19 protein-coding genes, 2 pseudogenes and 1 riboswitch are annotated in these 24,226 nt (G+C 69.8%); of the genes and pseudogenes, 9 read left to right on the forward strand and 12 right to left on the reverse strand.

Annotation, left to right across the window (positions count from 1 at the left end):
* Positions 1–190: 190 nt before the first annotated feature.
* From OG352_RS17515 to OG352_RS17545, 7 genes are all read right to left on the reverse strand, one after another.
* Positions 191–925: a transglycosylase family protein gene (locus tag OG352_RS17515; protein WP_329218010.1), complete on the reverse strand. Its 735-nt coding sequence runs from the start codon at positions 923–925 to the stop codon at positions 191–193.
* Between the two features lie 3 nt (positions 926–928).
* Positions 929–1,099, reverse strand: a riboswitch (cyclic di-AMP (ydaO/yuaA leader).
* Positions 1,100–1,307: 208 nt separating this feature from the next.
* On the reverse strand, positions 1,308–2,456 hold the full coding sequence (locus OG352_RS17520; protein ID WP_329218012.1) for a transglycosylase family protein: 1,149 nt from the start codon (positions 2,454–2,456) through the stop codon (positions 1,308–1,310).
* A 216-nt stretch (positions 2,457–2,672) separates the two neighbouring features.
* Entirely contained in the window at positions 2,673–3,992 is a 1,320-nt protein-coding gene (locus tag OG352_RS17525; RefSeq protein ID WP_329218013.1) for a cytochrome P450 family protein, read from the reverse strand.
* Positions 3,989–6,100 carry a tetratricopeptide repeat protein gene (locus tag OG352_RS17530; protein WP_329218015.1) on the reverse strand — a complete coding sequence of 704 codons (2,112 nt, stop codon included), beginning with the start codon at positions 6,098–6,100 and terminating at the stop codon, positions 3,989–3,991. The genes OG352_RS17525 and OG352_RS17530 overlap by 4 nt, the downstream gene beginning before the upstream one ends.
* A 43-nt stretch (positions 6,101–6,143) precedes the next feature.
* Positions 6,144–7,235 carry a nucleoside triphosphate pyrophosphohydrolase gene (locus OG352_RS17535; protein ID WP_443072294.1) on the reverse strand — a complete coding sequence of 364 codons (1,092 nt, stop codon included), beginning with the start codon at positions 7,233–7,235 and terminating at the stop codon, positions 6,144–6,146.
* A gap of 174 nt (positions 7,236–7,409) precedes the next feature.
* Entirely contained in the window at positions 7,410–8,057 is a 648-nt protein-coding gene (locus tag OG352_RS17540; RefSeq protein ID WP_329218018.1) for a SurA N-terminal domain-containing protein, read from the reverse strand.
* 170 nt (positions 8,058–8,227) lie between these two features.
* Complete coding sequence (locus tag OG352_RS17545) at positions 8,228–9,058, reverse strand: glycoside hydrolase domain-containing protein (protein WP_329218020.1); 831 nt, start codon at positions 9,056–9,058, stop codon at positions 8,228–8,230.
* A gap of 324 nt (positions 9,059–9,382) precedes the next feature.
* Between OG352_RS17545 and OG352_RS17550 the strand changes: the two genes are divergently transcribed.
* A complete protein-coding gene (locus OG352_RS17550) occupies positions 9,383–9,805 on the forward strand; it encodes a hypothetical protein (RefSeq protein ID WP_329218021.1) in 423 nt (140 codons plus the stop codon).
* 78 nt (positions 9,806–9,883) lie between these two features.
* Here the strand turns inward: OG352_RS17550 and OG352_RS17555 are convergent.
* Positions 9,884–10,369 (reverse strand): annotated as a pseudogene (locus tag OG352_RS17555) (HNH endonuclease family protein); the annotation flags it as partial.
* 577 nt (positions 10,370–10,946) lie between these two features.
* On the opposite strand from OG352_RS17555, the gene OG352_RS17560 reads away from it, so the two are divergent.
* From OG352_RS17560 to OG352_RS17570, 3 genes are all read left to right on the forward strand, one after another.
* Positions 10,947–11,615 (forward strand): tyrosine-type recombinase/integrase, encoded by a 669-nt coding sequence (locus tag OG352_RS17560; protein WP_329223872.1) that lies wholly within the window; start codon positions 10,947–10,949, stop codon positions 11,613–11,615.
* Positions 11,616–11,938: 323 nt separating this feature from the next.
* Positions 11,939–13,813: a tyrosine-type recombinase/integrase gene (locus OG352_RS17565; protein WP_329218022.1), complete on the forward strand. Its 1,875-nt coding sequence runs from the start codon at positions 11,939–11,941 to the stop codon at positions 13,811–13,813.
* Entirely contained in the window at positions 13,810–14,409 is a 600-nt protein-coding gene (locus OG352_RS17570; RefSeq protein ID WP_329218023.1) for a DUF6262 family protein, read from the forward strand. The genes OG352_RS17565 and OG352_RS17570 overlap by 4 nt, the downstream gene beginning before the upstream one ends.
* A gap of 80 nt (positions 14,410–14,489) precedes the next feature.
* Here the strand turns inward: OG352_RS17570 and OG352_RS17575 are convergent, their stop codons facing one another.
* Positions 14,490–15,494: an ArsR/SmtB family transcription factor gene (locus tag OG352_RS17575; protein WP_329218024.1), complete on the reverse strand. Its 1,005-nt coding sequence runs from the start codon at positions 15,492–15,494 to the stop codon at positions 14,490–14,492.
* Positions 15,495–15,550: 56 nt separating this feature from the next.
* On the opposite strand from OG352_RS17575, the gene OG352_RS17580 reads away from it, so the two are divergent.
* Together OG352_RS17580 and OG352_RS17585 are read left to right on the forward strand one after the other, a co-directional pair.
* Complete coding sequence (locus tag OG352_RS17580) at positions 15,551–16,324, forward strand: SDR family NAD(P)-dependent oxidoreductase (protein ID WP_329218025.1); 774 nt, start codon at positions 15,551–15,553, stop codon at positions 16,322–16,324.
* Positions 16,321–17,547, forward strand: a complete 1,227-nt coding sequence (locus OG352_RS17585; protein WP_329218026.1) for an MFS transporter — start codon at positions 16,321–16,323, stop codon at positions 17,545–17,547. Before OG352_RS17580 ends, OG352_RS17585 begins: the two co-directional genes overlap by 4 nt.
* Positions 17,548–17,564: 17 nt before the next feature.
* On the opposite strand, the gene OG352_RS17590 is transcribed toward OG352_RS17585, so the two are convergent.
* Positions 17,565–18,338: an HNH endonuclease family protein gene (locus OG352_RS17590; protein ID WP_329218028.1), complete on the reverse strand. Its 774-nt coding sequence runs from the start codon at positions 18,336–18,338 to the stop codon at positions 17,565–17,567.
* A gap of 82 nt (positions 18,339–18,420) precedes the next feature.
* Positions 18,421–18,699: pseudogene (locus OG352_RS17595) on the reverse strand (hypothetical protein); the annotation flags it as partial.
* 194 nt (positions 18,700–18,893) lie between these two features.
* On the opposite strand from OG352_RS17595, the gene OG352_RS17600 reads away from it, so the two are divergent.
* The 3 genes from OG352_RS17600 to OG352_RS17610 all read left to right on the forward strand — a co-directional run bounded on the left by OG352_RS17600 (position 18,894) and on the right by OG352_RS17610 (position 20,585).
* The gene (locus tag OG352_RS17600) at positions 18,894–19,079 is read left to right on the forward strand and encodes an antitoxin (protein ID WP_329218029.1); all 186 of its coding nucleotides are present in this window, start codon (positions 18,894–18,896) and stop codon (positions 19,077–19,079) included.
* A gap of 274 nt (positions 19,080–19,353) precedes the next feature.
* Complete coding sequence (locus OG352_RS17605; RefSeq protein ID WP_329218031.1) at positions 19,354–20,121, forward strand: SDR family NAD(P)-dependent oxidoreductase; 768 nt, start codon at positions 19,354–19,356, stop codon at positions 20,119–20,121.
* Between the two features lie 65 nt (positions 20,122–20,186).
* Positions 20,187–20,585 carry a MerR family transcriptional regulator gene (locus OG352_RS17610; protein ID WP_329223873.1) on the forward strand — a complete coding sequence of 133 codons (399 nt, stop codon included), beginning with the start codon at positions 20,187–20,189 and terminating at the stop codon, positions 20,583–20,585.
* Between the two features lie 18 nt (positions 20,586–20,603).
* On the opposite strand, the gene mfd is transcribed toward OG352_RS17610, so the two are convergent.
* Entirely contained in the window at positions 20,604–24,137 is a 3,534-nt protein-coding gene (mfd, locus tag OG352_RS17615) for a transcription-repair coupling factor (protein WP_329218033.1), read from the reverse strand.
* Between the last annotated feature and the right edge of the window lie 89 nt (positions 24,138–24,226).

The raw sequence follows: 24,226 nt of genomic DNA on the forward strand, positions 1-24,226 counted from the left end.
GATATGCAGAACAGTCGGCATCTCGGAACAGGCGGCATGCCGGGCGGGCAAAGAGAAACCCCGCTCCGGTGCGTACGGGGGAACACGCACCGGAGCGGGGGCCCCGTGGGGACGGGGGGTGACCCTCACGAGGTCTTCAGTGTGCCGACCTGGGTTGTGAGGGCGCTGTGGCTTCTCTGGGAGCCGGTTGTCACTTCAGGTGGAGCTGCTGGCCCGGGAAGATGAGGTCGGCGTCGTCGACGATGTCCTTGTTCAGCTCGAACAGCTTCTGCCAGCCGCCCTCGACCTTGTGCTTCTCGGCGATGGAGCTGAGGGTGTCGCCCTTGACGACCTTGTACTCGCCGTCGCCCTTCTCGACCTTCTGGCCGGTCGGGGTGGTGACCGTCTTGGCGGCGGCCGGACGGTCGGTCGAGCGGGTGGCGCTCTGCTGCTCGGTCGAACGGGTGCCGGCGCTGCTGTCCGAGCTCTCCGAAGAGCCGGAGCTGCTGGAACCGCTGGAGCCGTTCGAGCTGCTCGACGAGGACGAGTCGGAGGAGCTGCCGCCGCTGTAGGCGGCGCCGGACAGGCCGGTGCCGCAGACCGGCCAGGCGCCCTTGCCCTGGCCCGCGAGGACCTTCTCGCCGATGGCTATCTGCTGGGACTTGCCGGCCTGGTCGGCGGTGGAGGCGTAGGCGGTGCCGCCGTACGCGGCCCAGGTGGAGGCGGAGAACTGCAGGCCGCCGTAGTAGCCGTTGCCGGTGTTGATGGACCAGTTGCCGCCGGACTCGCACTGGGCGACGGTGTCCCACTCGGAGGCGGTGGCGGCGGAGGCGTTGCCCGCCACCATCAGCGGGGCGGCGATGGCGACGCCGGTCACGCCGGCCATGGCGGCGACGCGGGTGGCTTTGGACGGACGGCGGTGCTTGCCCTTACCGGAAAACAGCATGGTGGATCCCCTCACCGACGCCTACGAGGTGAGCTGTCGGGTTCGGGCCGGTTGAGTTGCCCGGCCGCGCTCTCGCTTTCACGAGGCACGGCTTCACCCCAAGCCACTCCGGTCAACTGCCCGGTGCGGCACTTACCTTGGGTCCCCCGCTCCTGCCTACGGCGCTTGACGCGACGACTGTTCCCGGGGCGCCGCTGGCAGGATTCGGCGTTGCGACGGCCGGGGCTCGGGTTGCCGAGCGGCCTCGACCGTAGACACGCGATCGGCCGAATTCCAAAGACGATCAGGGCTTCTGAGACTCATCCCACACTTTCACCAAACCGGACATTCGGCGCGAAGCGTGACGCGAACTCCCGCTGTTTTTCTTGGGCTTTGCGCCCTATTAAACCCCTGTGTCGAGGGTCTGACCGGGGACGATGTCGCTCGGGTCGGCGCCGATGAGGTCCTGGTTCTCGGCGTAGAGGGCGCGCCACCCGCCGTCGAGGCCAAGGGAGTCGGCGATGGAGACGAGGGAGTCGCCGGCCTGGACGACGTAGGTGGCCGCGGCATGCCGACCGGTGGAGGCGGCCGCGACATCGGTGCCGTCCGCGCCGCCGGCGGGGGCGGCGGGGGCGGTGGGGGCGGTGGGGGCGGCGGGGGCGGCGGGGGCGGTGGGGGCGGTGGCGCGCTTGGTCGTGACCTTGGCGGCGGCCTCGGCAGCGGTCTCGTCGGCGGTGACGCCACGATGACGGCCGGAGCCGAGGGTGCTGGTGTCGACAAGGCTCCAAGAGCCCACATCCTGGAGCGCCTTGTCCGAGTCATCCCGATTTGGGGTGACTGTGGGCGAGCTGTCGGAACCCTGCGCGTCACCCTTGCCGACGGAGCCGCCCTCACCGGCGGAGGAAGAGGGCGAGGAAGGCGAAGGAGATGAGGGGGACGAAGGGGACCTAGATGGCGAACTCGATGAATCACCGGACGAGTCGGATGATCCGGAGGATTCGGTCGAACCGTCGTCGCCACCCGAAGAGTTCGAGGAGCCCGAGGAGTCGGACGAGTCGGATGATCCGGAGGAGCCTGACGAGCCGGATGACTCCTTGGACAGGTCGGACAATCCGGAGGATATGGACGAGTCGGACGAGTTGTCCGCCACGCCGGTGTCCACGTTCAGCGCGCCGTTCTGCTGGGTGAGCCCGGAGGTCAGCCCACAGGTGCCCCAGGCGCCGATGTTCTCGGCGGCGAGCAGCTTCTGCGCCACGGCGATCTGCTGGTTGCGGCTGGCCAGGTCGGGGCTCGCCGCGTAGTCGAGCCCGCCGTACGTCTCCCACTGCTTCTGGGTGAGGCTCAGGCCGCCGTACTCGCCGTCGCCCTTGTTGGCGCTCCACGAGCTGCCGGTCTCGCACTGCGCCACCTTGTCCCACACCGTGCCGTCGGCGGCGCTCGCGCCGGAGGCGGCGAGCAGCGGGATGGCGATGGCGGAGCCGGTCACTCCTGCCGCGACGAGGAGGGCCGGGGCCTGACGGGGGCGACGGTGACGACCGTTCCCGGAGAGCATGCGAGGGCCTTTCTCTGGACAGCGGTGACCGGCGCGACCAGTGGAACCGAGGCGTCGCGCTGACGAGTGAACGTATCGGCACACGATCACTTGTCACAAGTTAATGCCGCGCAGATCACGTGAAGATCACAAAGTTGAGGGCCGGTCACCTTCCATCCCCCGAATGGTCACACCCCGGCTGACAAGCGATCAGATGTGCGATCAGATACACACCCGTTATGGACCAGATTGCTCCGGAGTGAACTCGACCGGCAACGTCCGCAGGCCGCGCATGATGAGCCCGCCGCGCCACCTCAAGTCGGCCGGGTCCGCCGCCAGTCGGAGGTCGGGCAGCCGGGTGAGGAGGGTGGCCAGCGCGGTCTGGCCCTCCAGGCGGGCCAGCGGGGCGCCCAGGCAGTAGTGGATGCCGTGGCCGTAGCCGAGGTGCTGGTTGTCGCGGCGGGAGAGGTCGAGCGCGTCGGGGTCCGTGAAGCGGGCCGGGTCGCGGTCGGCGGCCGCCAGGACGACGAGGACGGGGTCGCCGGGCGCGATGTCCTGCCCGCCGATGGTGAGCGGCTCGGTCGCGAACCGCCAGGTGGCGAGCTCCACGGGACCGTCGTAGCGCAGGAGCTCCTCGACGCCGGTTTCGAGGAGGGTGCGGTCGCCGCCGTCCTCGGTGAGTGACCGCTGAAGGCGTTCGCGCTGCTCGGGGTGGGTGAGGAGGGCGTAGGTGCCGTTGCCGATGAGGTTGACCGTCGTCTCGAAGCCGGCGAACAGGAGGATGAAGGCCATGGCGGCGGCCTCGTTCTCGGTGAGGTGCTCGCCGTGGTCGGAGGCGCGGATGAGGCCGGAGATGAGGTCCTCGCCGGGGGCCGGGTCGGCGGGGAGCTCCGCACGCTTGCGGTGGATGAGCTCCAGCAGATAGCCGCGCATCTTCTTCACCGACCGCGCGACCCCGCCACGCGGTCCCCCGCCGTGCCGGATCATCATCCCGGCCCAGTCACGGAAGTCGTCCTGGTCCTCGCGCGGGACGCCCAGGAGGTCGCAGATCGCGTAGATGGGGAGCGGGAACGCGAAGTCGTGGATGAGGTCGGCCTCGCCCTCGGCGGCGAACCGGTCGATGAGCCGGTCCGTCAGTTCCTGGACGCGGGACTCGAACTCGGCGACGCGGCGCGGTGTGAACGCCTTGCTGACGAGCCGTCGCAACCGGGTGTGGTCCGGCGGGTCGATGTTCAGCAGATGCGTCATCAGCTCGGCCTTGCGCTCACCGGGGATGCCGGTCTTGCCCTTGGCGTGCGCGGGCTCGTCGTGGTGGGCGGGGTTCTTGGAGAGCCGCTGGTCGGCCAGGGCCTGTTTCGCGTCGGCGTAACGCGTGACCAACCAGGCCTCGACCCCGCTGGGCAGCCGGGTGCGGTGCACGGGCGCGTGCTCGCGCAGCCAGGCGTAGGCGGGGTAGGGGTCGGTGGCGAACTCCCAGGTGAAGAGGTCGGGGGCGGGCGGGGTATCGGCCGGCGCGTCAGTCGGGGGATGGGTCGGGGAGTGGGGCTGGTTGGTCACTCGTCGACGGTAGCGGGGTTCTCGCCGAGCCCCTTCGCCGCGAGGGCCTTCTTGGCGGCGGGGTGCCCCATGTCGGCGGCTTTGCGCAGCCAGAGGGCGGCTTCGGCGGGGTTGTTCTGCTTTTCGAGGAGGAGGGCCAGGCGGTAGGGGGCGTACGCGTCGCCGTTCGCGTACCCCTGCTCGTAGTCCTTGCGGGCCTGCTCCACCAGCCCCATCTTCTCCAGTACGGCGCCGTGGTGGGCGGCGTCCAGCGGGTGGCCGTCGGAGAAGTAGTTCTCGGCATCGTCCAGGGTCTGCCGTGGCTTCTGAGCGTCGTTCAGCAGACGGGCCGCCTCCTTGTCGCCCGCGGCGGTCGCACGGGCGAGCAGCACCTCGGCGACTTCGGTCTCGTGGCACAACAGGAAGAAGACAGCCGCGCTGCGGGCGACCGGCGCGTACCCCTGCACCTCTGCCTCCGCGTAGTAGTGCGACGCCCGGCTCAGGTCACCCCGCCCGAGCAGCAGATCGCCCAGCCGGTGTGCCGCGGCCATGTCGCCCCCGAGCTCGGCCTTGCGCAGCGCCTGTTCGGCCAGCGCCAAGTGGGCCTCGGCGATCAGCCTCATCTCCTGGCCTCCCGGTTTGCCCTCCGCCGCCGCCCGCAGATACGGCAGCGCCTGTTCCGCTTCTCCCCTCCTCAGCAGCAGCTCACCGAGCCGCCCGGACAGTTCCTCCTTGCCCGCGTCCACGGCCTTGCGGAACCAGTCCAGGGCCGTGGCCTCGTCCTCGGCGTCCTCGGCGAGCAGGCCGAGCATGTGCATCGCCTCCGCGTCGCCGGCCTCCGCGCGGACCGCGAAGACGGCGTGCGCGGTCGCCCGTACGGTGCCGTGCACCTCGGAGTCGTACCCCGTGCCGGCCAGTGCGCAGCGCCAGACGGCTGCCGGGACTCCCTTCCCCGACGAGGCTCGCTCGGCGTCGGCGACGAGTGAGCCGTACGCTCGCCAGGTCTCGTCGCTGTCCCCCACTCGGTGCGGTGCCCCGGGCACCAGTAGCCCGGTCACCCCGTGCTGCGGTCGGGCGGCCCAGTCCAGCGCCTCCTGGAACGCCTGCCGTTCCGCCCGCGCCGCCGGCTGCCGTGCCGCGTAACACTGGCAGGCCTCGTGGAGGAGCTGTCGGGGGATGTCCCCGGTGACTCCGCAGCGGGCCAGGTCCGTCGCCGCCCGGATCAGCAGATGCCCGTACAGGTGGCGGCTGTTGGAGAGCCCGGAGCGGTGCCACAGTTCCCAGAGTTCCGAGCCGATGGCCAGGTACTGGGTGACTCCCGTCGCGCCGCGCCGCTGCTCGGCCTCGTCGAGCCGGGCGTCGAACTCGGTGGAGAGCCGGCCCAGTTCCTGGCGGCTCCACCGGGAACTCACCCGCTCCGACCCGGCCAGCCTGAGCACCTGGGACGCCGCTCCCCGCGCGAACCGGTGCTCCTCGTACGCCTCGTCGCTCATCGTGGCCACCACCGGGACGCCCAGCGCCTTCAGCTCGGTCAGCAGGCCCCGGGTCAGACCGTGCTCGCCGAGGTGGTTCTCCAACTCGTCCAGCCACAGCACGTACGTGCCACCCCGGCCGCGCAGCAGGGCGGGCAGTCCGCGCAGGTCCGTGCCGGGGTCGGGCGCGTACACCCGGGTGCGCGGGGCCGCGTCCCGGACGACGGCGGCCCATGCCGTCCTCGACTTGCCGGTGAGCGGTCCGCCCGTGATCACCAGCAGCCCACCCTGCGCGATCCGGCCGCGCAGCCGCTCGTCGATGTCACGGGGGACGTACGGCGGCAGCCCGGGGTCCCCGAAGTGCCGCCCGGTGGGCCGCACGCCGAGCGTCACCGGATCGGCGCCCTCCACCTCTGGCCAACTACCGGGGTCGGGCACCATGAAGACGCCGGGCGGCGAGGCGTAGGTGGTGTGGTTGAGGACGCCCACGGCGAGGCCGTGATACTCCCCGCCGTAGAAGCCGATGGTGTCGCCGGGAGGAAGCCGGGGGACGGCCTCGGGCACTGCCGCTGCCGCAGCCTCCGTCTCCGCCTCAAGCGCCTCCGCAGCCCTGGAGGCCAGCGCTTCCAGCTCGTCCGACCCGTCTTGCCTGCCCATACCAGCCCCCCGCGCCCCGCAGCCAGCTCAGGAGGCCACCGTACTAACCCACCACCCCTTCGGTCGCCCGGATCGCGTCCCGGTAGGCACGGGCCGCCGCCCGCAGAGCCGCCTCCGGGTCCACGCCCTCCGCTTCGGCCCGGGCGGCGAGGGCCAGCAGCTCGTAGCCGATGCCCTCGACACCTATGCCGCCCTCAGCTCCGCTGCCCTCGGCCGTCGGCAGTGGTACGTCCAGGCCCGCCGTCCGGGCGCGTGCGGCCAGTTTCGCGGCGAGGGCCAGGCCGGGCTGGTGGAGGGGGACGCCGTCCGTGACCGACTCCCGTCGCTTCTCGACCGCCTTCATGCGCAGCCACTGCTTCCTCACCTCTTCCGGGGTCGTGGCCGTGGCGTCGCCGAAGACATGGGGGTGCCGGTGGATGAGCTTGGCGACGATCGTGCCCGCGACGTCGTCGACGGAGAACGGTGACTCCTCGTCCTCCTCGGCGATCCGGGCGTGGAAGACGACCTGGAGCAGGACGTCGCCCAGTTCCTCGCGGAGTTCGTCGCGGTCGCCGGCCTCTATCGCCTCGACCAGTTCGTACGACTCCTCCACCGCGTATTTCGCCAGGCCCTTGTGGGTCTGCTGGGAGGACCACGGGCACTCGGCGCGGATGCGGTCCATGACCTGGACGAGGTCGAGGAGCCGGGCACCGGGGAGGTCGTAGGAGGCGGGGAGGAGTTCCAGCTCGGGCATCGACACGCGGCCGGAGCCCGCCAGCCGGGCCAGGCCGTCGGTGAGGGCCGGCTCGCCCTCGCCGGTGGCCACGACCACGACCGTGCGGCCGTCGGCGCAGGCGGCGACCAGTTCCTCGGCGGTCGGGGAGGTCTCCTCGACCGCTGTGCCCGCGTCCCGTAGATAGGGCAGCTGCGGATGCGCGCCGTCCGCGCACAGCACCCGGTCCGCCGTGCGCAGGACCTGCCAGGCGGGCCAGGACAGCAGACCGGGGGCGACGCGGTGACTGGTGGTGAGCAGGACGATGCGGCCGGGGACGAAGGTGCCTTCGGCGTCGGCGGGGCCGTTGGCTACGCCGACTACGCCGGATGCGCCAGATGCACTGGCTTCGCTGGATGCGTTCACACCTCGAACGTAGCCCACACCCGCCGACCGCCTCACGAGTTGTCCACAGGACCGGTAGTTAAGTCATACCGGGCCACTCGTCAGCGCCGAACCGCGCTCGTCACCGCCGTACCGTGCTGGTCAGTACCGCCCGTCCGGGCCGTACACGTCGGGGCCGTACCCGTCCGGGCTGTGCTCGTCCAGGCCGTACCGTCACGTCGTCTGCTGCGTCGGCGCCGTCGCGATCTCGCGGACCCAGGGCGTCTTCGCGTCGACGCGGGCGACCTTCTGCTCGTCCCAAGCGCCGTAGCGCGGGTTGAGGTCGACGCCGAGGGCCTTGGACGCCTTGGACAAGGCGTTCCAGAAGGCGGGCTGGCTGGTGTTCGTGCCGAGTTCGGTGGCGAGTTTCTGGGCCTCCAGTTGGAGGCGGAGGTTCTCGTCGAGGCGCTGCGGCGGGATGCCGTACTGCTGGAGCCACGCCGTCTCCAAGCCCTGCGCGCCGCCCGCCTGCTGTTCCAGGCCGGTCCGCATCTGCTGGACCTCCCGGCGGCTGACGGTGACGCCCGCGTCCTCGGCGGCCCGGTGCAGCACCCGGTCGAGGACCATGCCGTGCAGGGTGTCGCGGGTGAGGTTGCCGGTCTGGGCGATGACCTGCGCGTACTGCGCGTCGCCCTTGACCGCGGAGCGCTGCGCCGTGCGCACCTCTTTCACCCGGTTCTCCAGCTGCGCGACGGTGATCCGCTGGCCGCCGACGACGGCCGCCGCGCCGGGATGCGCGTCGTTCCCGCAGGCGGTGAGGAGGGGGGCCGCCGCGATCGCGGCGGACAGCAGGAGCGCGGTGCGACGACGACGGCGGTGCAAGGGAACCTCCCGGTCGGAGATTGTGCGACGGTGCACAAAGTCTTGCGGTGATCGATGGTAGGCAGTGGGACGGCTGGGGCCAACCCATTCGACCAACGATTCACCAGGACTTCGGGCACCGCCGCGCCCGGCAAGTGTTCCGGCAAGCGTTCCGGCAGCGTTTCTCCGGTTCAGCCGACGATGGCGACCGGGGCGTCCCACGTGTCGCGGTCCACGGTGATCGTGTAGCCGCCGCGGGTCTCCTTGCTGTTGACCATGTACTGGTGGCCGCGGCTGTGGTCGGTGTACTGGGTGGCGCCCCACGGCCAGTCCGTGGTCGTGGTGTCCTTCTTGTCCCACAGCGCGTACCAGAGGTTGCCCGGCAGGTCCGTCTTGTTCGTCGCGGTGGCGATCGCCTTGGCGCTGGAGCTGCTGAAGCCGTAGTAGCCGCCCCGGTACGTCTTGGCGCGCAGCGTCTTGGTGAAGGAGCGGACGTACGCCAGCACGGCGTCGTTGCACGCCTTGTCGGTGATGTCGTACGCCTCCATGTCGAGGTAGACCGGGCTGCCGGCCTTCATGCCGAGCGCGGACGACTTGGCGACGGCGTCCGCCGCGTCGGTGGCGCCCAGGGAGGTGGCCGTGGCGGCGGTGATCTTCTCGGGGCTGGAGCCGGTCTGGCAGGGCGGCTGGGCGCCGACGTAGAGCGGGATGAGCTTCCAGCCAAGCGAGTTGACCGACTTCACCCAGGACGCGGTGAGGTTGGGCTGGTTGCAGCCGCGGTTCTTGCCGCCGACGTAGACGGCGGCACCGCCGTAGTAGCCGTCGGTCTTCCAGGCCTTCATCGCGGCCAGCGAGGGCGCGGTGCAGGCGTCGAAAGCACGGCCGGTGTACGTCTTCTGGGCAGGCCAGGTGGTCGCCGCCATCGAGGTCTGCGCCGCTATCCCGGCCCCCGCGAGGACGGCCGCGCCGGCCACGCCCCACGTGATGTATCTGCGCTTCCTGGACTGCCGGTGCTCGGCCATCCCCCACCCCATCGTTGTCGTTCGTCTGTGCGTAGTCGTTCGTCTGTGCGTACGGCGCATACAGCGCGTACGGCGCGTCGGCGCTGCGTACGGCTGCCTCGCTGAAGTCCCCTGCTTCGGTGCGACGATACGGCGTCGACTCGACGTCCGGCGCCGCAGGCGGATCGCACCGTAACCCGCGGTGCTCCTGTGATCGGAAAACACAAGTCCCCCAATGCCACAAGATTCGCTCATGTCACAGTAAAGAAGCGACGCCCTGGCACGGCCCGCCCGTGTCCTACCCTTGGCCCCTGGTGACTTGGGGGGCGAGAGTTGGGGGGCGACATGACAATGCCGACGACACCGGCGACGACGGCGGAGACCGGTGCGGGGAGACGCCTGGAGGGCGGCTGGTTTCAGCGGCTCGCCTGGACGGTCCTGGTGTGGGGGTCACTCGGCTTCCTGGTCTGGGTGCCCTTCCTGTACGTGGCGATCCGCCGCGGGCTCGCCTCCGACTGGGCGGCCTTCGGCTCGTTCTCGCTGTACGAGTGCGTGATCCTGACGTGGGCGGTGGTCTCGGACAAGGACGACGGTGACGCCTTCCTCGGCGTCGCGGTCCTGGTGACCCTGCTGACGGCGACGGTCCTGCTGCTGTCCGCGGCGTTCGACAAGAAGACCCCGGCCGCGACTCCTGCGTACGGGGCTGGACAGCCGTACGGGGCGGGGCAGGCGAATCCGTATCAGCAGGGGTATCCGTACGGGCAGTAGAGCGGGCCGGCGGGACCGAACCAGCCGCCCACCCGAAGCAACCAGAGCGCCGAAAGCTCTCGGAGCAACCCAGACCGCTCAGCCCGCGTGGAAGCGCTCCGGTGCCTTGGTCGGGTTGCCTCCGGTGGGGAGTTTCTGGTCGGGGCAGGTCTTGAGGACCGTCTCCATCGCGGACTTCTCCGCGGCCGAGACCCACAGCTCGTACTTCTGCTTCACGGCGACCTGCGCCGCGACATACGTGCACCGGTAGGCCTTGCTGGGCGGCAGCCATGTCGCCGTGTCGCCGTCCCCCTTGGAACGGTTGGTGCTCGCGTCGACGGCCAGGAGGTTGAGCGGGTCGTTGGCGAGGGCTATCCGCTTGCTGGCGTCCCAGTACTTGGCGCCCTTCTGCCAGGCGTCGGACAGGGCGACGACATGGTCGATGTCGACCTTGCTGCTGCCGCGCCGGTAGGTCACGTCCTTCCCGGAGTACGGGTCCGACTCCAGCACGCCGTAGGACACCTTGCAGGTGCCGCCGGTGAACTTCACGTCCGCCAGGTCGCGCTTGAGTATGTCGTCACGGGTTATCTGCATGCCCTCCTTCTCTGCCAGAGACGTGAGTGACAGCCGTGTCCTCTCGCTGTGCCTCGCCGTTATCAGTCATGCCAAGAGGCACATGAGCGACATGCTCAGACAGGGAGAGGAATCAATGGTGTTGCGCACGGAGAAGGCTGTCTCACCCACCACCGGAGAGGCCACATGGTTGCTCGTCGACGAGGAGACGTACGAGCCCCATCCCGAGGCACGGGAGTTCTCACTCTATCTACGGGGTGCCGGGCGCTCGCCGCAGACGCAGCGCGCCTACATTCCTCGGATCGGACGCTTCCTCAGCTGGTGCACGGAGCGCGGCACGGACTGGAAGACCGCCGGACTCGGCGACATGACCCGATTCAAGTTCCACGTCGAGCGGACACCGACCAGACAGGGGCAACTGCCGGCAGGGAAGACCGTCAACGCGGTCCTCACCGCCGTGTGCGAGTTCCTCCGATTCTGCGCCGTCCAGGGACACGTGGCCCATGAGGTCGCCGCGCGGCTGAGCGAACCGCGGTTTCTGACCTCCCCGCCGAGCGGCTTCGATCCGGGAGAAGGAGGCCAGCACCTCATGATCAAGGCCCGCGTCCTGAAGGCTCCCGAGATCGAGAAAGCACCAGCAACCCTCACCGAACCCCAGGTCGATCAGGTGCTTGAGGCGGCCCGCACGGCCCGCGACCGACTGCTCTTGACCGTGCTCGTAGAAGGGGGCCTCCGAATCGGCGAAGCTCTCGGGCTGAGGCGGGAGGACATGCACCTGCTGCCCGACTCCACGCATCTCGGTTGCCGAACCCGCGGTGCTCACCTGCATGTCCGGCCCCGACAGGACAACGAGAACGGCGCACGTGCGAAGGCCGGCCGTCACCGGATGGTGCCTGTGACGCAGGGGGCGGTACACCGGTACCGCGACCATCTCACTGAGCGTGAGCAGGTCACCGCAGCCGCCGACTGCGACTACGTGTTCGTCAACCTCGTCGGCGGCGTGATGGGCCGCCCCATGACCTACTCCAACGCGAAACAGGTCATCGAACGGATCGGGAACCGCTGCGGCCTCCGTGCCCGCCCGCACATGATGCGACACACGGCGGCAACCCAGTGGATTCGCAGCGGAGTCGCCCCGGATGTGGTGCAAACCCTGCTGGGACACAGGTCGTCGGCGAGCACGGCTGTCTACCTGCACGCCCAGGACGACGACCTCCGGGCCGCCGTGGACCGTCTCGCACCGGAGATCACCCGATGACGAATGCCATGAGCCTGACCGTCGTCGTCCCGCCTGACGTCAGCGGTCCCGGGTGGCCCGATTGGCTCTCCGAACGCCTCGCCCCTGATTGGCGGGTACGTGAGTGGGACCATGGCAAAGCCCTGTTCACAGCGGATCCGAGCAATCCGGCGACCAAGGTGTTCAGCTGCGTGGTCGCGGCATGTTCCACGCATGTGGCGAGCAACGGAGCCCGCTGTGACGCCTGCCGCAAGGCCCGACGCCTCCAAGGCAATCCAGCGGACTTCGACACGGAGTACCGCCCTGTGGTGTCCCGGCGCAGGCCCAACATCGCGGATGGTGCAATGCCCGGCGTCTCTCAGTTCTCGCTGGCGGGAGTCTCCCCAGCCGTGCGCCACGAACTGCTGCACGCGCTCCAGCAGCGCGACGCGGCCGGAATCAGCCTGGTCCCTCAGTACATCCGTCGCATCGTGGCAGGGCTCCCTTCTGAACTCGATTCTCTGCTGAGACTGAGCAAAGAGTTCATTTCTGAGCTTCCGGCCGCTGCCTCCGGGGTGCTCAACGGCCTTCTGCTCCATGTTCGGCGTGCCCGCGTCGAGTTCGAGGGCGTCGACCCGACCTCCGGTGATGTGTGGGAGTGCGCCCTGGTGGGACTCGCAGCCGGGCGCGGCAGAAAGTACGTCGCTGTCCACGGTGACATCAACTTCCAGCCCGTGCGTCAGCAGTGGCTGCGGGAGTTGGTGAAGGAGTACGGCCGTACCGTCCGTCCCTGCGTTCTGGACCTGCGCCAGACGGTGTACGCAGCGAGCATCGCCTCTTCCGCCCTGGCGAACCGCGCGGCCGGCGAGGCCCCGGAGCGGCTGTCGATGGCGGACATGAATGCCGTGGTGGACATGTTCCGCATCACCAAACGTCCCGAGGACGGGCACGACTACTCGACGAGTCACCGCCGGGCACTGCTGCGTGACTGGCGCACGTTCCTGGAGTTCGCCCGCCAGGCCGGGATGATGGACCACGTTCCCGGGGACTTCGCATTGAACCCCCGCTTCCACACCATCGCCGCCGTCGAGGCGTCCGAAGACGAGATCGGCCGGGCCGTTCCCGAGCATGTCATCGCCCAACTCGACGCGCATATCGCCCTGCTCGGCACCTCGACCTCGTACGAGAGCGGCGGTTGGTCATCCGCCGACTTCGCGCGGATGTACCAGGTGGTCTACGCAGTCCTTCGCGACACCGGCCGCCGACCCGGCGAGGTGACCAGCCTGCGCCGGGGGTGCCTTGAGCGGATCGACAGCAAGCCCACTCTGGTCTACGACAACCACAAACGCCGCCGTCACGGACGTAGGCTCCCCGTCTCCGAGAGCACAGCCCAGGCCATCGGGACATGGCAGAAGGAACTCGACCGGCTGCCCGCTGTGCCCGCCTGCGGGCAGTGGCTGTTCCCCTCTCCGGGACAGCGCAACCGTCCGCGTCGCGGTCATCTGACCACCGCACAGTTCTGCAACAGGATCTTCCGCGACTGGGTGGACGAGCTGATCCCGGATCTTGTAGACGAACGCCTGGACGACAGTGGCGAACCGCTCGCCTACGACCGCACCCAGATCGTTCCTTACGGATTCCGTCACGCGTACGCCCAGCGTCACGCTGACGCCGGAACCCGTCCGGACGTCCTCCGGGAACTCATGGACCACCGGTCCTTGGACGTCACCATGGGCTACTACAAGGTCTCCCTGACCAGGAAACAGGAGGCAGTCAAGACAGTGGCGAGACTCGCCGTCGACCGGCATGGTGCCCCGCGCGGCTTCGAGGACGCCCTGGCCTACGAGGTCGAGAGCGTCGGGGTCCCTTACGGGGGCTGCACCGAGCCGAGCAACGTCAAGGCCGGCGGCGGACACTGCCGCATCCGCTTCCAGTGCGCCGGCTGCGACTTCTACCGGCCCGACCCCTCCTACCTCCCCGCCTTGGAGCAGCAGATCGCGGACCTGCGGGCCGACAAGGAGTCCGCCTTGGCCATGGACGCCGCCGACTGGGTCGTACGCAATCTTGACGACCAGATCCGCGCCTACTCGAAGTCGGCGGACGAGATGCGACGCCAGCTTGAAGCCATGCCCGAGGAGGAGCGAACCAGGGTGGAGGAGGCCTCGCGCGAGTTGCGCAAGGCCCGCTCGGCTGCCGCCTTCATCCCCGTGCAGTCGCTCACTACGCGGAGTACTCCATGACCCGTCCCTCCTCGCACGATGCTGCGGGCCGGGAAGTTCGGGTCCAGCGCCTTCGTGCCGCCCGCGCCCGGGACAGCGCAGCCAAGATCGACCGCTCCCTGAAGGTCATCCACGATCTCCCCGCCTCCGGGCAGCGGATCACCTTCGCCCGTGTGGCCCGTGAGGCATCGGTATCCACCTGGTTCGTCTACAACCAGCCTCCAGTACGGGCAGCCGTAGAGGCCGCCATGAGCGAACAGCGCGGGCAGCGGGGCAAACACACACCACCGGCCAGCAGGCAACAGGTCGCTCCCGCCGGTCTGCATACCGAACTCGCCCTTGCCCGCGAGGAGATCAAGGACCTCAAGAAGGAACGCGACCGGCTACGGGACCGAGTCCGACTGTCTTTCGGCGCCGAGCTGGACGATGTGGGCCGCCGCGAGCTGGTTGAGCGGGTGCAGCAGTTGGAGCAGCAGAACGCAGCTCTGAACCAGGAGCTGTCAGGCGCCCGGAATCGGCTCATCGACCTGGAACAACAGCTACGGGAGTCGGAAGACGCCCTGACCGCCGCCCGGGCCGGCCTCCGCCGCGCAATGCGGGTCGTGCCCTCGACATAGCCTGTGCCGAACTGGCACCCGCTGCGGCTGTCCGTTCTCCCTGTACCGGACAGCCGCAGCAACGCCGACGGCAGCCAAGTTCAAGGTGTCACGACGTTCTGGGACGGATTCAAGTCGACCAGCTGGTCACCGAGATGGCTACGTCGATACAGGACCTGCCGTCCGTCACGCGCCCGGGTGACAAGCCCCGTCGCGTGGAGCACGCGCAGGTGCTGGGACACGGCGCTCGGGGTCACCCGGAGGCGGCGGGCGATCTCAACCGTGGCGAGCGGCTCTTCGAGGAGGGTGAGCAGCCTTGCCCTGGGTACGCCGAGCAGCGGCGCAAGGGCCGTCGTGTCGACGGTCGGCGGCGTGGCCCACAGCGTGGCCACGCCCCGGCTCGGATAGACGAGCCGGGGCGGCTCTTCCGGACCGACCGGAGGCGCCGGCTTGTGCGCGAACACGGACGGCAGGAGCAGCAGGCCCCGACCGGACGCGTCGACACGGTGCCTGCTGATCATCTTGTCGATGTGCAGTACGCCGTTGTGCCAGCGCAGGTTCGGGTGCATGTCGGCGAACAACAAGCGGGCGCCTCCCACCGCGAGTTGCCGCGCGCGATAGGTCATGTCGGCTTCAAGGAGCAGCCGCATCTGCCGCCACTCCGGCTCGATGGCCACCTCCCAGAAGTGCCGCAGAAGCTCGCACACGGCATCGCGAAGTCTGACGACGGATGCGTCGTCGGCGGCAGTGGCGTCCTGCAGGGCTGCTGGAAGCGGGTCGGGAGCGTGCGCGGTCAGCAGGTCATGGCGAACCCGCGCAGGGGACACCTGGCGGACGACGGCCAACTGCTCCTCGAAGGTCGGCGCGAAGCTCGTGGGCTGCGGGGTCAGAAAGTCGGGGATTGTGCGCCTGCGCGCGACCAGCGACATCAGCAGCTCGGTATCGAGCGTGCCGATCCTGCCGAGCACGGACCTGCGCCACGGGAGGTGCAACACGGTCAGCCCCGGGTCCTGCAGCACCCGCAGGCTGAGCAAGGTCTCGTGCACGGGTGACACGGCGAAGCGCGTATCCGCAAGGTCCTCGACGCCGAGCACAAAACTGATCATTAAGCCATACGCTACATCGATTGGCGCCGCAACGTCGATGCAGTGGACTGCCGTCCATGACACGCCCAACTCATGGACAGCACACGGCAATTGTCACTGGCGCGGCACGCGGGATCGGCGCCGCGGTGGCCAGACGGCTGGCGCACGACGGCCTGGCGGTCGGCGTGATCGACCTGAACGAGGCGGACTGCGTCGGGACCGTCGAAGCCATCGCCAGCAACGGCGGATCAGCGACAGCCGTCCCCGCCGATGTCTCCGACGAGACCGCAGTGACGGCCGCCGTCGCCCGGATCGCCGCCGAGCTGGGGCCGCCGACAGTACTGGTCAACAACGCCGGCATCGGTCCCCGTGCCGAGCTTGTCGAGATGAGCACGCAACAGTGGGACATGGTCACCGGGGTCAATCTGCGCGGCCCGTTCCTCCTAACCCGGGCCGTCTGCCCGCACATGATCGCAGCCGGTTGGGGACGGATCGTGAACATGTCGAGCATCTCCGCGGTCGGCGATGCCGCTCGCGTCGACTACGGCAGCGCGAAGGCCGGTCTCATCGGTTTCACCAAGTCGCTCGCCCTCCAACTCGGACGGCACGGCATCACCGCCAACGCCATCGCCCCGGGCTTCGTCGTGAGCGACATGACCAGGGCATCCGCCCGACGCCTCGGCCTCGACTTCGAGGAGTACCGGCGCAACGCGGCGAATTCCATCCCGGTCGGACGAGTCGGCGAGCCGGAGGACATCGCGCACACGGCGTCTTTCCTGGTGAGTCCCGAGGCAGGATTCGTCTCCGGCCAGATCATTTACGTCGCCGGTGGACCGATGGACCGAGGATGAGCCGTCGAATGACCCTGCTCCTGGCCCTGACCTGCGCAGTGGCCGTGGGCAACATCTATTTCCCGCAGGCGATCATCCCCTTGGCTGCCGCAGGACTGCATACATCTCCCGATTCGGCCTCCCTGGCCGTGACCGCCACCCAGGCCGGCTACACGGCCGGAATGTTCCTGCTGGTGCCGCTCGGCGACCGGCTCCCCCACCGCTCATTCCTCGTCACCCTGCTCTCCCTGACCGGCCTGGGCCTGCTCGCCGCAGGCTGCGCCCCGACCCTGCCACTCCTCGTCGCCGCAAGCGCCCTCATCGGCCTCACCACCGTGGCCGCTCAGGTCGTGGGCCCGCTGGCAGCCGGACTGGTGGCCGCCGATAGTCGCGGAACGGTGATCGGCACCCTGCTGAGCGGGTCGATCGGTGGCATGCTGCTTGCCCGCGCTTTCAGCGGTTCGCTCGGCGAATGGTTGGGATGGCGAGTTCCCTACCTGGTGGCCGCGGCCTTGACCCTGCTGCTGGCAGGCGTTCTGGCCCGCACGGTGCCCGTCACAACCCCGTCCTCACATCAGCCGTACCCGGTGCTCCTGGCCGAGTCGCTGCGCCTGCTGCGCGCGGAGCCGGACCTGCGTCGCTCCTGCTTCTACCAGGCGACGGTTTTCGCCGGGTTCTCGGCCGTGTGGACCTGTCTGGCACTCCTCCTCACCGGTCCGGTCTACGGCATGGGCGCCCAAGCCGTAGGACTGCTTGCCCTGGTGGGCGGCGCAACCATGCTCTGCGCCCCGTTCGCCGGACGCCTGGTGGACCACCACGGCCCGGACCCGGTGAACTTCGTCTGCATGCTCACGGTCCTCGCCTCAGTCGCGGTCCTGGCTGCGGGCGCCTGGGGCGACGTACCCGGGCTCACCGCTCTGATCGTGGGTACGCTGCTGCTCGATATCGCCATGCAGTCCGGCATGGTCGCCAACCAGGCCCGGGTCTACGCCCTGCGTCCGGACGCCCGCAGCAGACTCAACACCGCCTACATGACCTGCGCCTACCTGGGCGGCAGCGCAGGATCCTGGCTCGGGGTACGGGCGTACGGCGAGGCCGGGTGGTGGGGCGTGTGTGCACTCGTGGCACTGCTCACGGTGCTGGCCCTGGCCCGCCACATGGTGGCGCTGTGCAGTCGGAGGCCCGGAGTGACGAGAAGCCAGTTACGGACCGCTGCCGAGCATCAGCCGATCCGCCCTCGTTGAGAAACCCGTGCTGCTCGTCACCCGCCGCACTGGCGCAGCATCACCTGCTTGTCCGGTGCAGTAACCGGCATCTGGTACTTGATGGCGACCTGAGCGAACCGGACCGCGTAGGCGCACCTGATTTGCTTGTTGGGCGGCAGCCAGGACGCAGGTCCGGAATCACCCTTGGCCGAGTTGGCTCGCCCCTGGACCGGGATCAGATTGAGCACGTCGTTCGCGAGCTGCTTGCGCTTGTCCTCCGGCCAGCGCGACGAACCCATCTGCCAGCTGTAGGACAGCGGCACCACGTGATCTATCTGTACCTCGGAGGCCTGCTGTTTGCGCCACTCGATGGTCGTCCCGGTGTACGGGTCGTGCAGCGTCATGGTGATGACCACGCAGTCGGAACCGGCTCGGAAACGAAGGTCCTGACCATCACGACGAATAAGATCGTTTCGAGTGTCACAACCGTTCCTCGCCAGCGGCACACCATCAGCCGTGTCCATCCAGGCGTAGCCGAACTCGTCCCGGGCGTAGCCCGTCTGGGGACCCCGCCCCTTCGTGGACAGTTCCTCGATGAGCTTGCGCGCCGCGGCCCTGTCCGCGTCCGTCGTCACGGGCGCAAGCCCCGGCTTCGTACCGTCTGGATTCTTGAGCGGACTGATCGCCCGTCCGTCCGTCGCAGTCGGCCCCGACCCCGTCGAGGAGCTGTCTTCGTCGAGACCCTCACATCCCGAACAGAGGAGAACGGCGGCTGCCACCACGGTCACGGCGCGGAGGAAGTGCGTGCTACCGGCACCCCTGTGCCTCATGTCCCTCTCAGTAAGCACAACCCATCACTCCCTGTATGAGCTGCACAAACGTCTCGGTCGCACGGCGAAGCATAGAGATAACACGGGTGTCGCAGGAGTTCGAGTCCGTGTCCGCCCAGGCGGAGCCGAACGCGTCCCGCGCGTAGCCGGTCTTGGGGGCCCGCCCCTTCACGGTCAGCGACTCGGCCGCCGTGAGAGCCGCGCCGCCGCCAGATGTTCCGCCGGTCGCCTCTCCGCCACCCGCCGTCGCCCCCGCACCGGACGAACCGGAGCCGGATTCGGTGGTCTGCTTGCACCCGGTCGCCGTCACGGCACATATCAGCACGACGGCAGCCGCCGCCCCACCCCTCAGACGCCTCACGCGCCCCACCCCTTTTTCTCGCCTGCCCGCCACCACCCCGCACAGGGCGGATTCCCCCGACGGGGACTGGCACACACCGTAGCGAGGGGGCGCGCGGAGGCAGTCGGGAGGTCCAGACCACAACCGGCTCAAGTGGGCATCTCTCGCATCTCGGGAATATCGTCGGTGTGAGTCACCTCCGGAAGGAGTTCTGGATGGGCATCTTCGACAGGTTCAAGAGCAACAAGGCGACCCAGGACAAGGCCAGGGACATGTCCAACGTCGCGGAACGGAAGGCCAACGAGAAGACGGGCAACAAATACGAGTCACAGGTCGACTCCGCGCAGCAGAAACTGCATGAGCGGCTCGGCATGGACGAGGACCGGCCCGAGAAGCCGTAGCCCGCGGACTCGGCCACAGCCCGCCTCACGGCTCACGCCTCACGGCTCACGGCTCACGGCTCACGGCTCACGGCTCACGGCTCACGGCTCATAGAGGCTGAGCCACCGACGTCACCTCACCTGGCGCACCGGGCCGCCCGCGGAGACCACCCTCCCCGCGGGCGGCTCCATGCCAGGCACCTGGCGATGACGTTGACCCTTGGCGTAGACCTCGGCCTTGACCTTGACATCGGCGTCAGGGTTCGAGCATCTCCTCATGAGTGACATGAGTGACATGAGTGACATGACTGCTACGAACAAGCCCCGCACCGTCGTCGTCACGGGTGCCGGTACCGGTATCGGCCGTGCCACGGCCCATGCCTTCGCCGCGCAGGGAGCGCGGGTGATCGCCGTGGGCCGCAGGGCGGAGCCTCTCGGCGAGACCGCCGGCTACGACGAACAGCGGATCGTCCCGCTCGCCGTGGACATCACGGCCGAGGACGGCCCCGACACCGTCGTCCGTACGGCACTGGAGCGGGGCGGCGGCCGTATCGACGTCCTCGTCAACAACGCGGCGATCGTCGACACCGGGTCCCTGCGGACCTACACCCGCGCCTCCGTCCGGCCCCCGCTCGCCACGAACCTGATCGCGCCCGTCCTGCTCACCCAGGCCGCGCTGCCGGCCCTGACGGCGAGCCGGGGTGTCGTCGTGAACGTGACGACGTCCGTCGGGCAGCGCGGCTGGCCCGGCAACTCCCTGTACGCGGCCGGGAAGGCGGCCCTCGAAGTGCTGACGCGCGGCTGGGCGGTCGAGCTGGCGCCGCTCGGGATCCGGGTCGCGGCGGTGGCGCCCGGCGCGATCGAGACGCCGATCGCCGACCACTGCGGCTACCCGCCCGAGAAGCGTGCCGCGCTCCGGGCGTGGCAACTGGAGCACACCCCGCTCGGCCGGGTCGGCCAACCGGCGGAGGTCGCCTGGGCGATCACCCAACTGGCCTCGCCGCAGGCCTCGTTCATCACCGGCGTGGTCCTCCCGGTGGACGGCGGAGCGGTCGTCGCATGAGACTGACGCGCATGCAGACCCGCATGCAGACGCCCGTACAGCGGCCCGGCCGGCCCCGGCCGCCGCTGCGTATCGGCGAGGTCGCGGAGGCCACCGGCGCCTCGCCGCGCGCCCTGCGCCACTACGAGCAGGCGGGACTCATCGCCGCCGAGCGTGCCGCCAACGGCTACCGGCTCTACGACCCGGCCGTCGTCGTCCGCGTCCGCAACATCCGGCGGCTCGTGGAGGCGGGGCTCACCCTGGACGACGTACGCGTCTTCCTGCCGTGTCTGGACGGCCGGGACGTGACCGCGTCGGCGCCGGGCGGCCGGAATCTTCGGGTCGCGTTGCGGCGGCTGGCGGTCATGGAGGAGCGGATCGTGGCCCAGGTCGCGGTCCGCGACCGGCTCGCCGCCGCCCTGGCCACGGCCCTGGCCGAGGCCGAGGCCGCCGGCGGACCCGGGGGGATCCGGCCGGTGGCCTGACGGCGCGCCCGCGTGGAGCTACGAGCCCAGTACCGTCGCCAGGAACTCCCCCACCCAGCCCAGCAGGTCCCGTCCGACCAGCGGCTTGCCGCCGACCCTCGCCGTCTTCGGGCGGGGGACCAGGATCTGGTGGGCCGCCGGCTTGATGACCGTCCCGGGGTACAGGCGCTGGAGCCGCAGCTCCTGCGACTCGCGCAACTCCACCGGTGCGAAGCGGATGTTGGCGCCCTGGAGGACGATCTCGCCGACGCCACACGCGCGTGCCAGCATCCGCAGGCCCGCCACCAGCAGCAGGTTCTCCACCGGTTCCGGCAACTTGCCGTAGCGGTCGACGAGTTCCTCGCGGACGGCCTTGACGTCCGCCTCGGAGTTGGCGGAGGCGATGGAACGGTAGGCCTGCAGGCGGAGCCGCTCGCCGGGGGCGTAGTCGTGCGGGACGTGCGCGTCGACGGGCAGCTCGATCTTGACGTCGAGCGGCGGCTCCTCCTCGATCTCCCCGGTCTCCAACTGCCGCCGGTAGTCCGCGACCGCCTCGCCGACCATCCGGACGTACAGGTCGAAGCCGACGCCCGCGATGTGGCCGGACTGCTCGCCACCGAGCAGGTTGCCCGCGCCGCGGATCTCCAGGTCCTTCATCGCCACGTACATGCCCGCGCCCATCTCCGTGTGCTGGGCGATGGTCGCGAGGCGCTCGTGCGCGGTCTCCGTGAGGGGCTTCTCCGGGGGGTAGAGGAAGTAGGCGTAGCCGCGCTCGCGGCCACGGCCCACCCGGCCGCGCAACTGGTGCAGTTGGGACAGGCCGAAGGTGTCCCCCCGTTCGACGATCAGGGTGTTCGCGTTGGAGATGTCGATGCCGGACTCGACGATCGTCGTCGAGACGAGCACGTCGAACTTCTTCTCCCAGAAGTCGACGACGACCTGCTCCAGCGACGTCTCCGACATCTGGCCGTGGGCGGTGGCGATGCGCGCCTCGGGGACGATCTCGCGCAGTCGCGCCGCCGCGCGGTCGATCGACTCGACCCGGTTGTGGATGTAGAAGACCTGGCCCTCGCGCAGGAGTTCGCGGCGGATGGCGGCGCCGATCTGCTTCTGCTCGTACGGCCCGACGAAGGTGAGGACCGGGTGGCGCTCCTCCGGGGGCGTGGTGATCGTCGACATCTCGCGGATGCCCGTGACCGCCATCTCCAGGGTGCGCGGGATGGGCGTCGCGGACATGGTCAGGACGTCGACGTTCGCGCGGAGCTTCTTGAGCTGCTCCTTGTGCTCGACGCCGAAGCGCTGCTCCTCGTCGACGATGACCAGGCCGAGGTCCTTGAACTTCGTCTCGGAGGAGAAGAGCCGGTGGGTGCCGATGACGACGTCCACCGAGCCCTCGCGCAGGCCCTCCAGGGTGGCCTTCGCCTCCGTGTCGGTCTGGAAGCGGGACAGGGCGCGGACGTTCACCGGGAACTGCGCGTACCGCTCGCCGAACGTGCCGAAGTGCTGCTGCACGAGGAGCGTCGTCGGGACCAGGACGGCCACCTGCTTGCCGTCCTGGACGGCCTTGAAGGCGGCGCGCACGGCGATCTCCGTCTTGCCGTAGCCGACGTCGCCGCAGATCAGGCGGTCCATCGGGACCGTCTTCTCCATGTCGTCCTTGACCTCGGCGATGGTGGTGAGCTGGTCGGGCGTCTCCGCGTAGGGGAAGGCGTCCTCCAGTTCGCGCTGCCAGGGGGTGTCCGTGCCGAAGGCGTGCCCCGGGGCGGCCATGCGCGCGCTGTACAGCTTGATCAGGTCGGCGGCGATCTCCTTGACGGCCTTCTTCGCGCGCGCCTTGGTCTTCGTCCAGTCTGCGCCGCCCAGGCGGTGCAGGGTGGGGGCCTCGCCGCCGACGTACTTGGTGATCTGCTCCAACTGGTCGGTGGGGATGTAGAGGCGGTCGCCGGGCTGGCCGCGCTTGGCGGGCGCGTACTCGACGACCAGGTACTCGCGCGTGGCGCTCTGCACCGTGCGCTGCACCATCTCGATGTAGCGGCCCACGCCGTGCTGCTCGTGGACGATGTGGTCGCCCGCCTCCAGGGAGAGCGGGTCGATGGTCTTCCGGCGGCGCGCGGGCATGCGCGCGCCGTCCTTGCCGGCCGCCTTCTGGCCGGTCAGGTCGGTCTCCGTGAGGACGGCCAGCTTCAGTACGGAGTCCACGAAGCCGTAGTCGATCGAGCCGCAGGAGACGTGCACGAGGGCGGGGCCGAGGTCGGTCAGGTCGGCGTCCAGGCGGGCCGCGACGCCCTCGCCGCCGAGCACCTCGACGGTGCGGGCCGCGGGGCCGTGCGCCTCGGTGACGAAGACGACGCGCCAGCCGTCGGCGAGCCAGCCCTTGGTGTCCGCGAGGGCCTTCGCGGTGTCGCCCCGGTAGGTCTCGGGGGCGTGCATGCCGAACTGGAGCGTGTCCGCCTCCAGTTCGAGATCCGCCGCGAACGGCGACACCGACCACCACATCATGTCCAGCTCGCGCGCGTGGTCGCGAACGTCGGCGATGGACCACAGGGAGGCCGCGCCGACGTCGATGGGCGCCTCGCCGCCGCCCGCCGTGGCCGCCCAGGACGCCTGCAGGAACTCGTGCGACGTCGCCACGAGGTCGGCGGCACGCGTGCGTACCCGCTCCGGGTCGCAGACGACGGCCATCGCGCCCTTGGGGAGGACGTCGATCAGCAGCTCCATGTCGTCGACCAGCACCGGGGCCAGGGACTCCATGCCCTCGACCGCGATTCCCTCGGCGATCTTGTTGAGCAGTTCGCCGAGTTCCGGGTGCTGTTCGGCGAGGACACGCGCGCGCGTGCGTACGTCGTCGGTGAGGAGGAGTTCGCGGCAGGGCGGCGCCCACAGGCCGTGCGCGGCGACTTCCAGGGAGCGCTGGTCGGCGACCTTGAAGTAACGGATCTCCTCGACGTCGTCGCCCCAGAACTCGACGCGCAGGGGGTGTTCCTCGGTGGGCGGGAACACGTCCAGGATGCCGCCCCGTACGGCGAACTCGCCGCGCTTCTCGACGAGCTCCACGCGCGCGTAGGCGGCGGCCGCCAGGTCGTGCACGATCGCGTTCAGGTCGGCCTGCTCGCCGGTGCGCAGGGCCACCGGTTCCAGGTCGCCGAGGCCCTTGACCTGGGGCTGCAGGACGGAGCGTACGGGCGCCACGACGACCGAGACCGGGCCCGTCTCCGGGTCGTCGGGGCGCGGGTGGGCCAGCCGGCGCAGGACGGCGAGACGGCGGCCCACGGTGTCGCTGCGGGGGCTGAGGCGCTCGTGCGGGAGCGTCTCCCAGGAGGGGTACTCCACGACGCCGTCCGGCGGGAGCAGCGAGCGCAGGGCGGCGGCCAGGTCCTCGGCCTCGCGGCCGGTGGCCGTCACCGCGAGGACCGTGCGGGTGCTTTCGCGGGCGAGGGCGGCGATGGCGAAGGGGCGGGCCGCCGGGGGGCCGACCAGGTCGACGTGCATGCGGTTGCCGTCCGCGGCCGCGGGGATGGCTTCCGCGAGGGCGGTGTCCTTGACGACGGCGTCGAGCAGACCGTGCAGGCTCATGGGGGGCTTTCCGTCCGAGGGGCCGGGGTGCGTCCGGGATGCGGGCGTACCGGGGTCCGGGGTGGGCAACGCGAAGGGCCCGACGCGTG

The organism is Streptomyces sp. NBC_01485, from assembly GCF_036227125.1.
Lineage (GTDB): Bacteria > Actinomycetota > Actinomycetes > Streptomycetales > Streptomycetaceae > Streptomyces.

Bases quoted from the DNA above. Each gene is read 5' to 3' on its own strand.
- OG352_RS17515 (WP_329218010.1), bottom strand. From the start codon at position 925: ATGCTGTTTTCCGGTAAGGGCAAGCACCGCCGTCCGTCCAAAGCCACC.
- OG352_RS17520 (WP_329218012.1), bottom strand. From the start codon at position 2,456: ATGCTCTCCGGGAACGGTCGTCACCGTCGCCCCCGTCAGGCCCCGGCC.
- OG352_RS17530 (WP_329218015.1), bottom strand. From the start codon at position 6,100: ATGGGCAGGCAAGACGGGTCGGACGAGCTGGAAGCGCTGGCCTCCAGG.
- OG352_RS17545 (WP_329218020.1), bottom strand. From the start codon at position 9,058: ATGGCCGAGCACCGGCAGTCCAGGAAGCGCAGATACATCACGTGGGGC.
- OG352_RS17550 (WP_329218021.1), top strand. From the start codon at position 9,383: ATGACAATGCCGACGACACCGGCGACGACGGCGGAGACCGGTGCGGGG.
- OG352_RS17560 (WP_329223872.1), top strand. From the start codon at position 10,947: ATGATCAAGGCCCGCGTCCTGAAGGCTCCCGAGATCGAGAAAGCACCA.
- OG352_RS17565 (WP_329218022.1), top strand. From the start codon at position 11,939: ATGCCCGGCGTCTCTCAGTTCTCGCTGGCGGGAGTCTCCCCAGCCGTG.
- OG352_RS17570 (WP_329218023.1), top strand. From the start codon at position 13,810: ATGACCCGTCCCTCCTCGCACGATGCTGCGGGCCGGGAAGTTCGGGTC.
- OG352_RS17575 (WP_329218024.1), bottom strand. From the start codon at position 15,494: ATGATCAGTTTTGTGCTCGGCGTCGAGGACCTTGCGGATACGCGCTTC.
- OG352_RS17580 (WP_329218025.1), top strand. From the start codon at position 15,551: ATGACACGCCCAACTCATGGACAGCACACGGCAATTGTCACTGGCGCG.
- OG352_RS17585 (WP_329218026.1), top strand. From the start codon at position 16,321: ATGAGCCGTCGAATGACCCTGCTCCTGGCCCTGACCTGCGCAGTGGCC.
- OG352_RS17590 (WP_329218028.1), bottom strand. From the start codon at position 18,338: ATGAGGCACAGGGGTGCCGGTAGCACGCACTTCCTCCGCGCCGTGACC.
- OG352_RS17600 (WP_329218029.1), top strand. From the start codon at position 18,894: ATGGGCATCTTCGACAGGTTCAAGAGCAACAAGGCGACCCAGGACAAG.
- OG352_RS17605 (WP_329218031.1), top strand. From the start codon at position 19,354: ATGAGTGACATGACTGCTACGAACAAGCCCCGCACCGTCGTCGTCACG.
- mfd (WP_329218033.1), bottom strand. From the start codon at position 24,137: ATGAGCCTGCACGGTCTGCTCGACGCCGTCGTCAAGGACACCGCCCTC.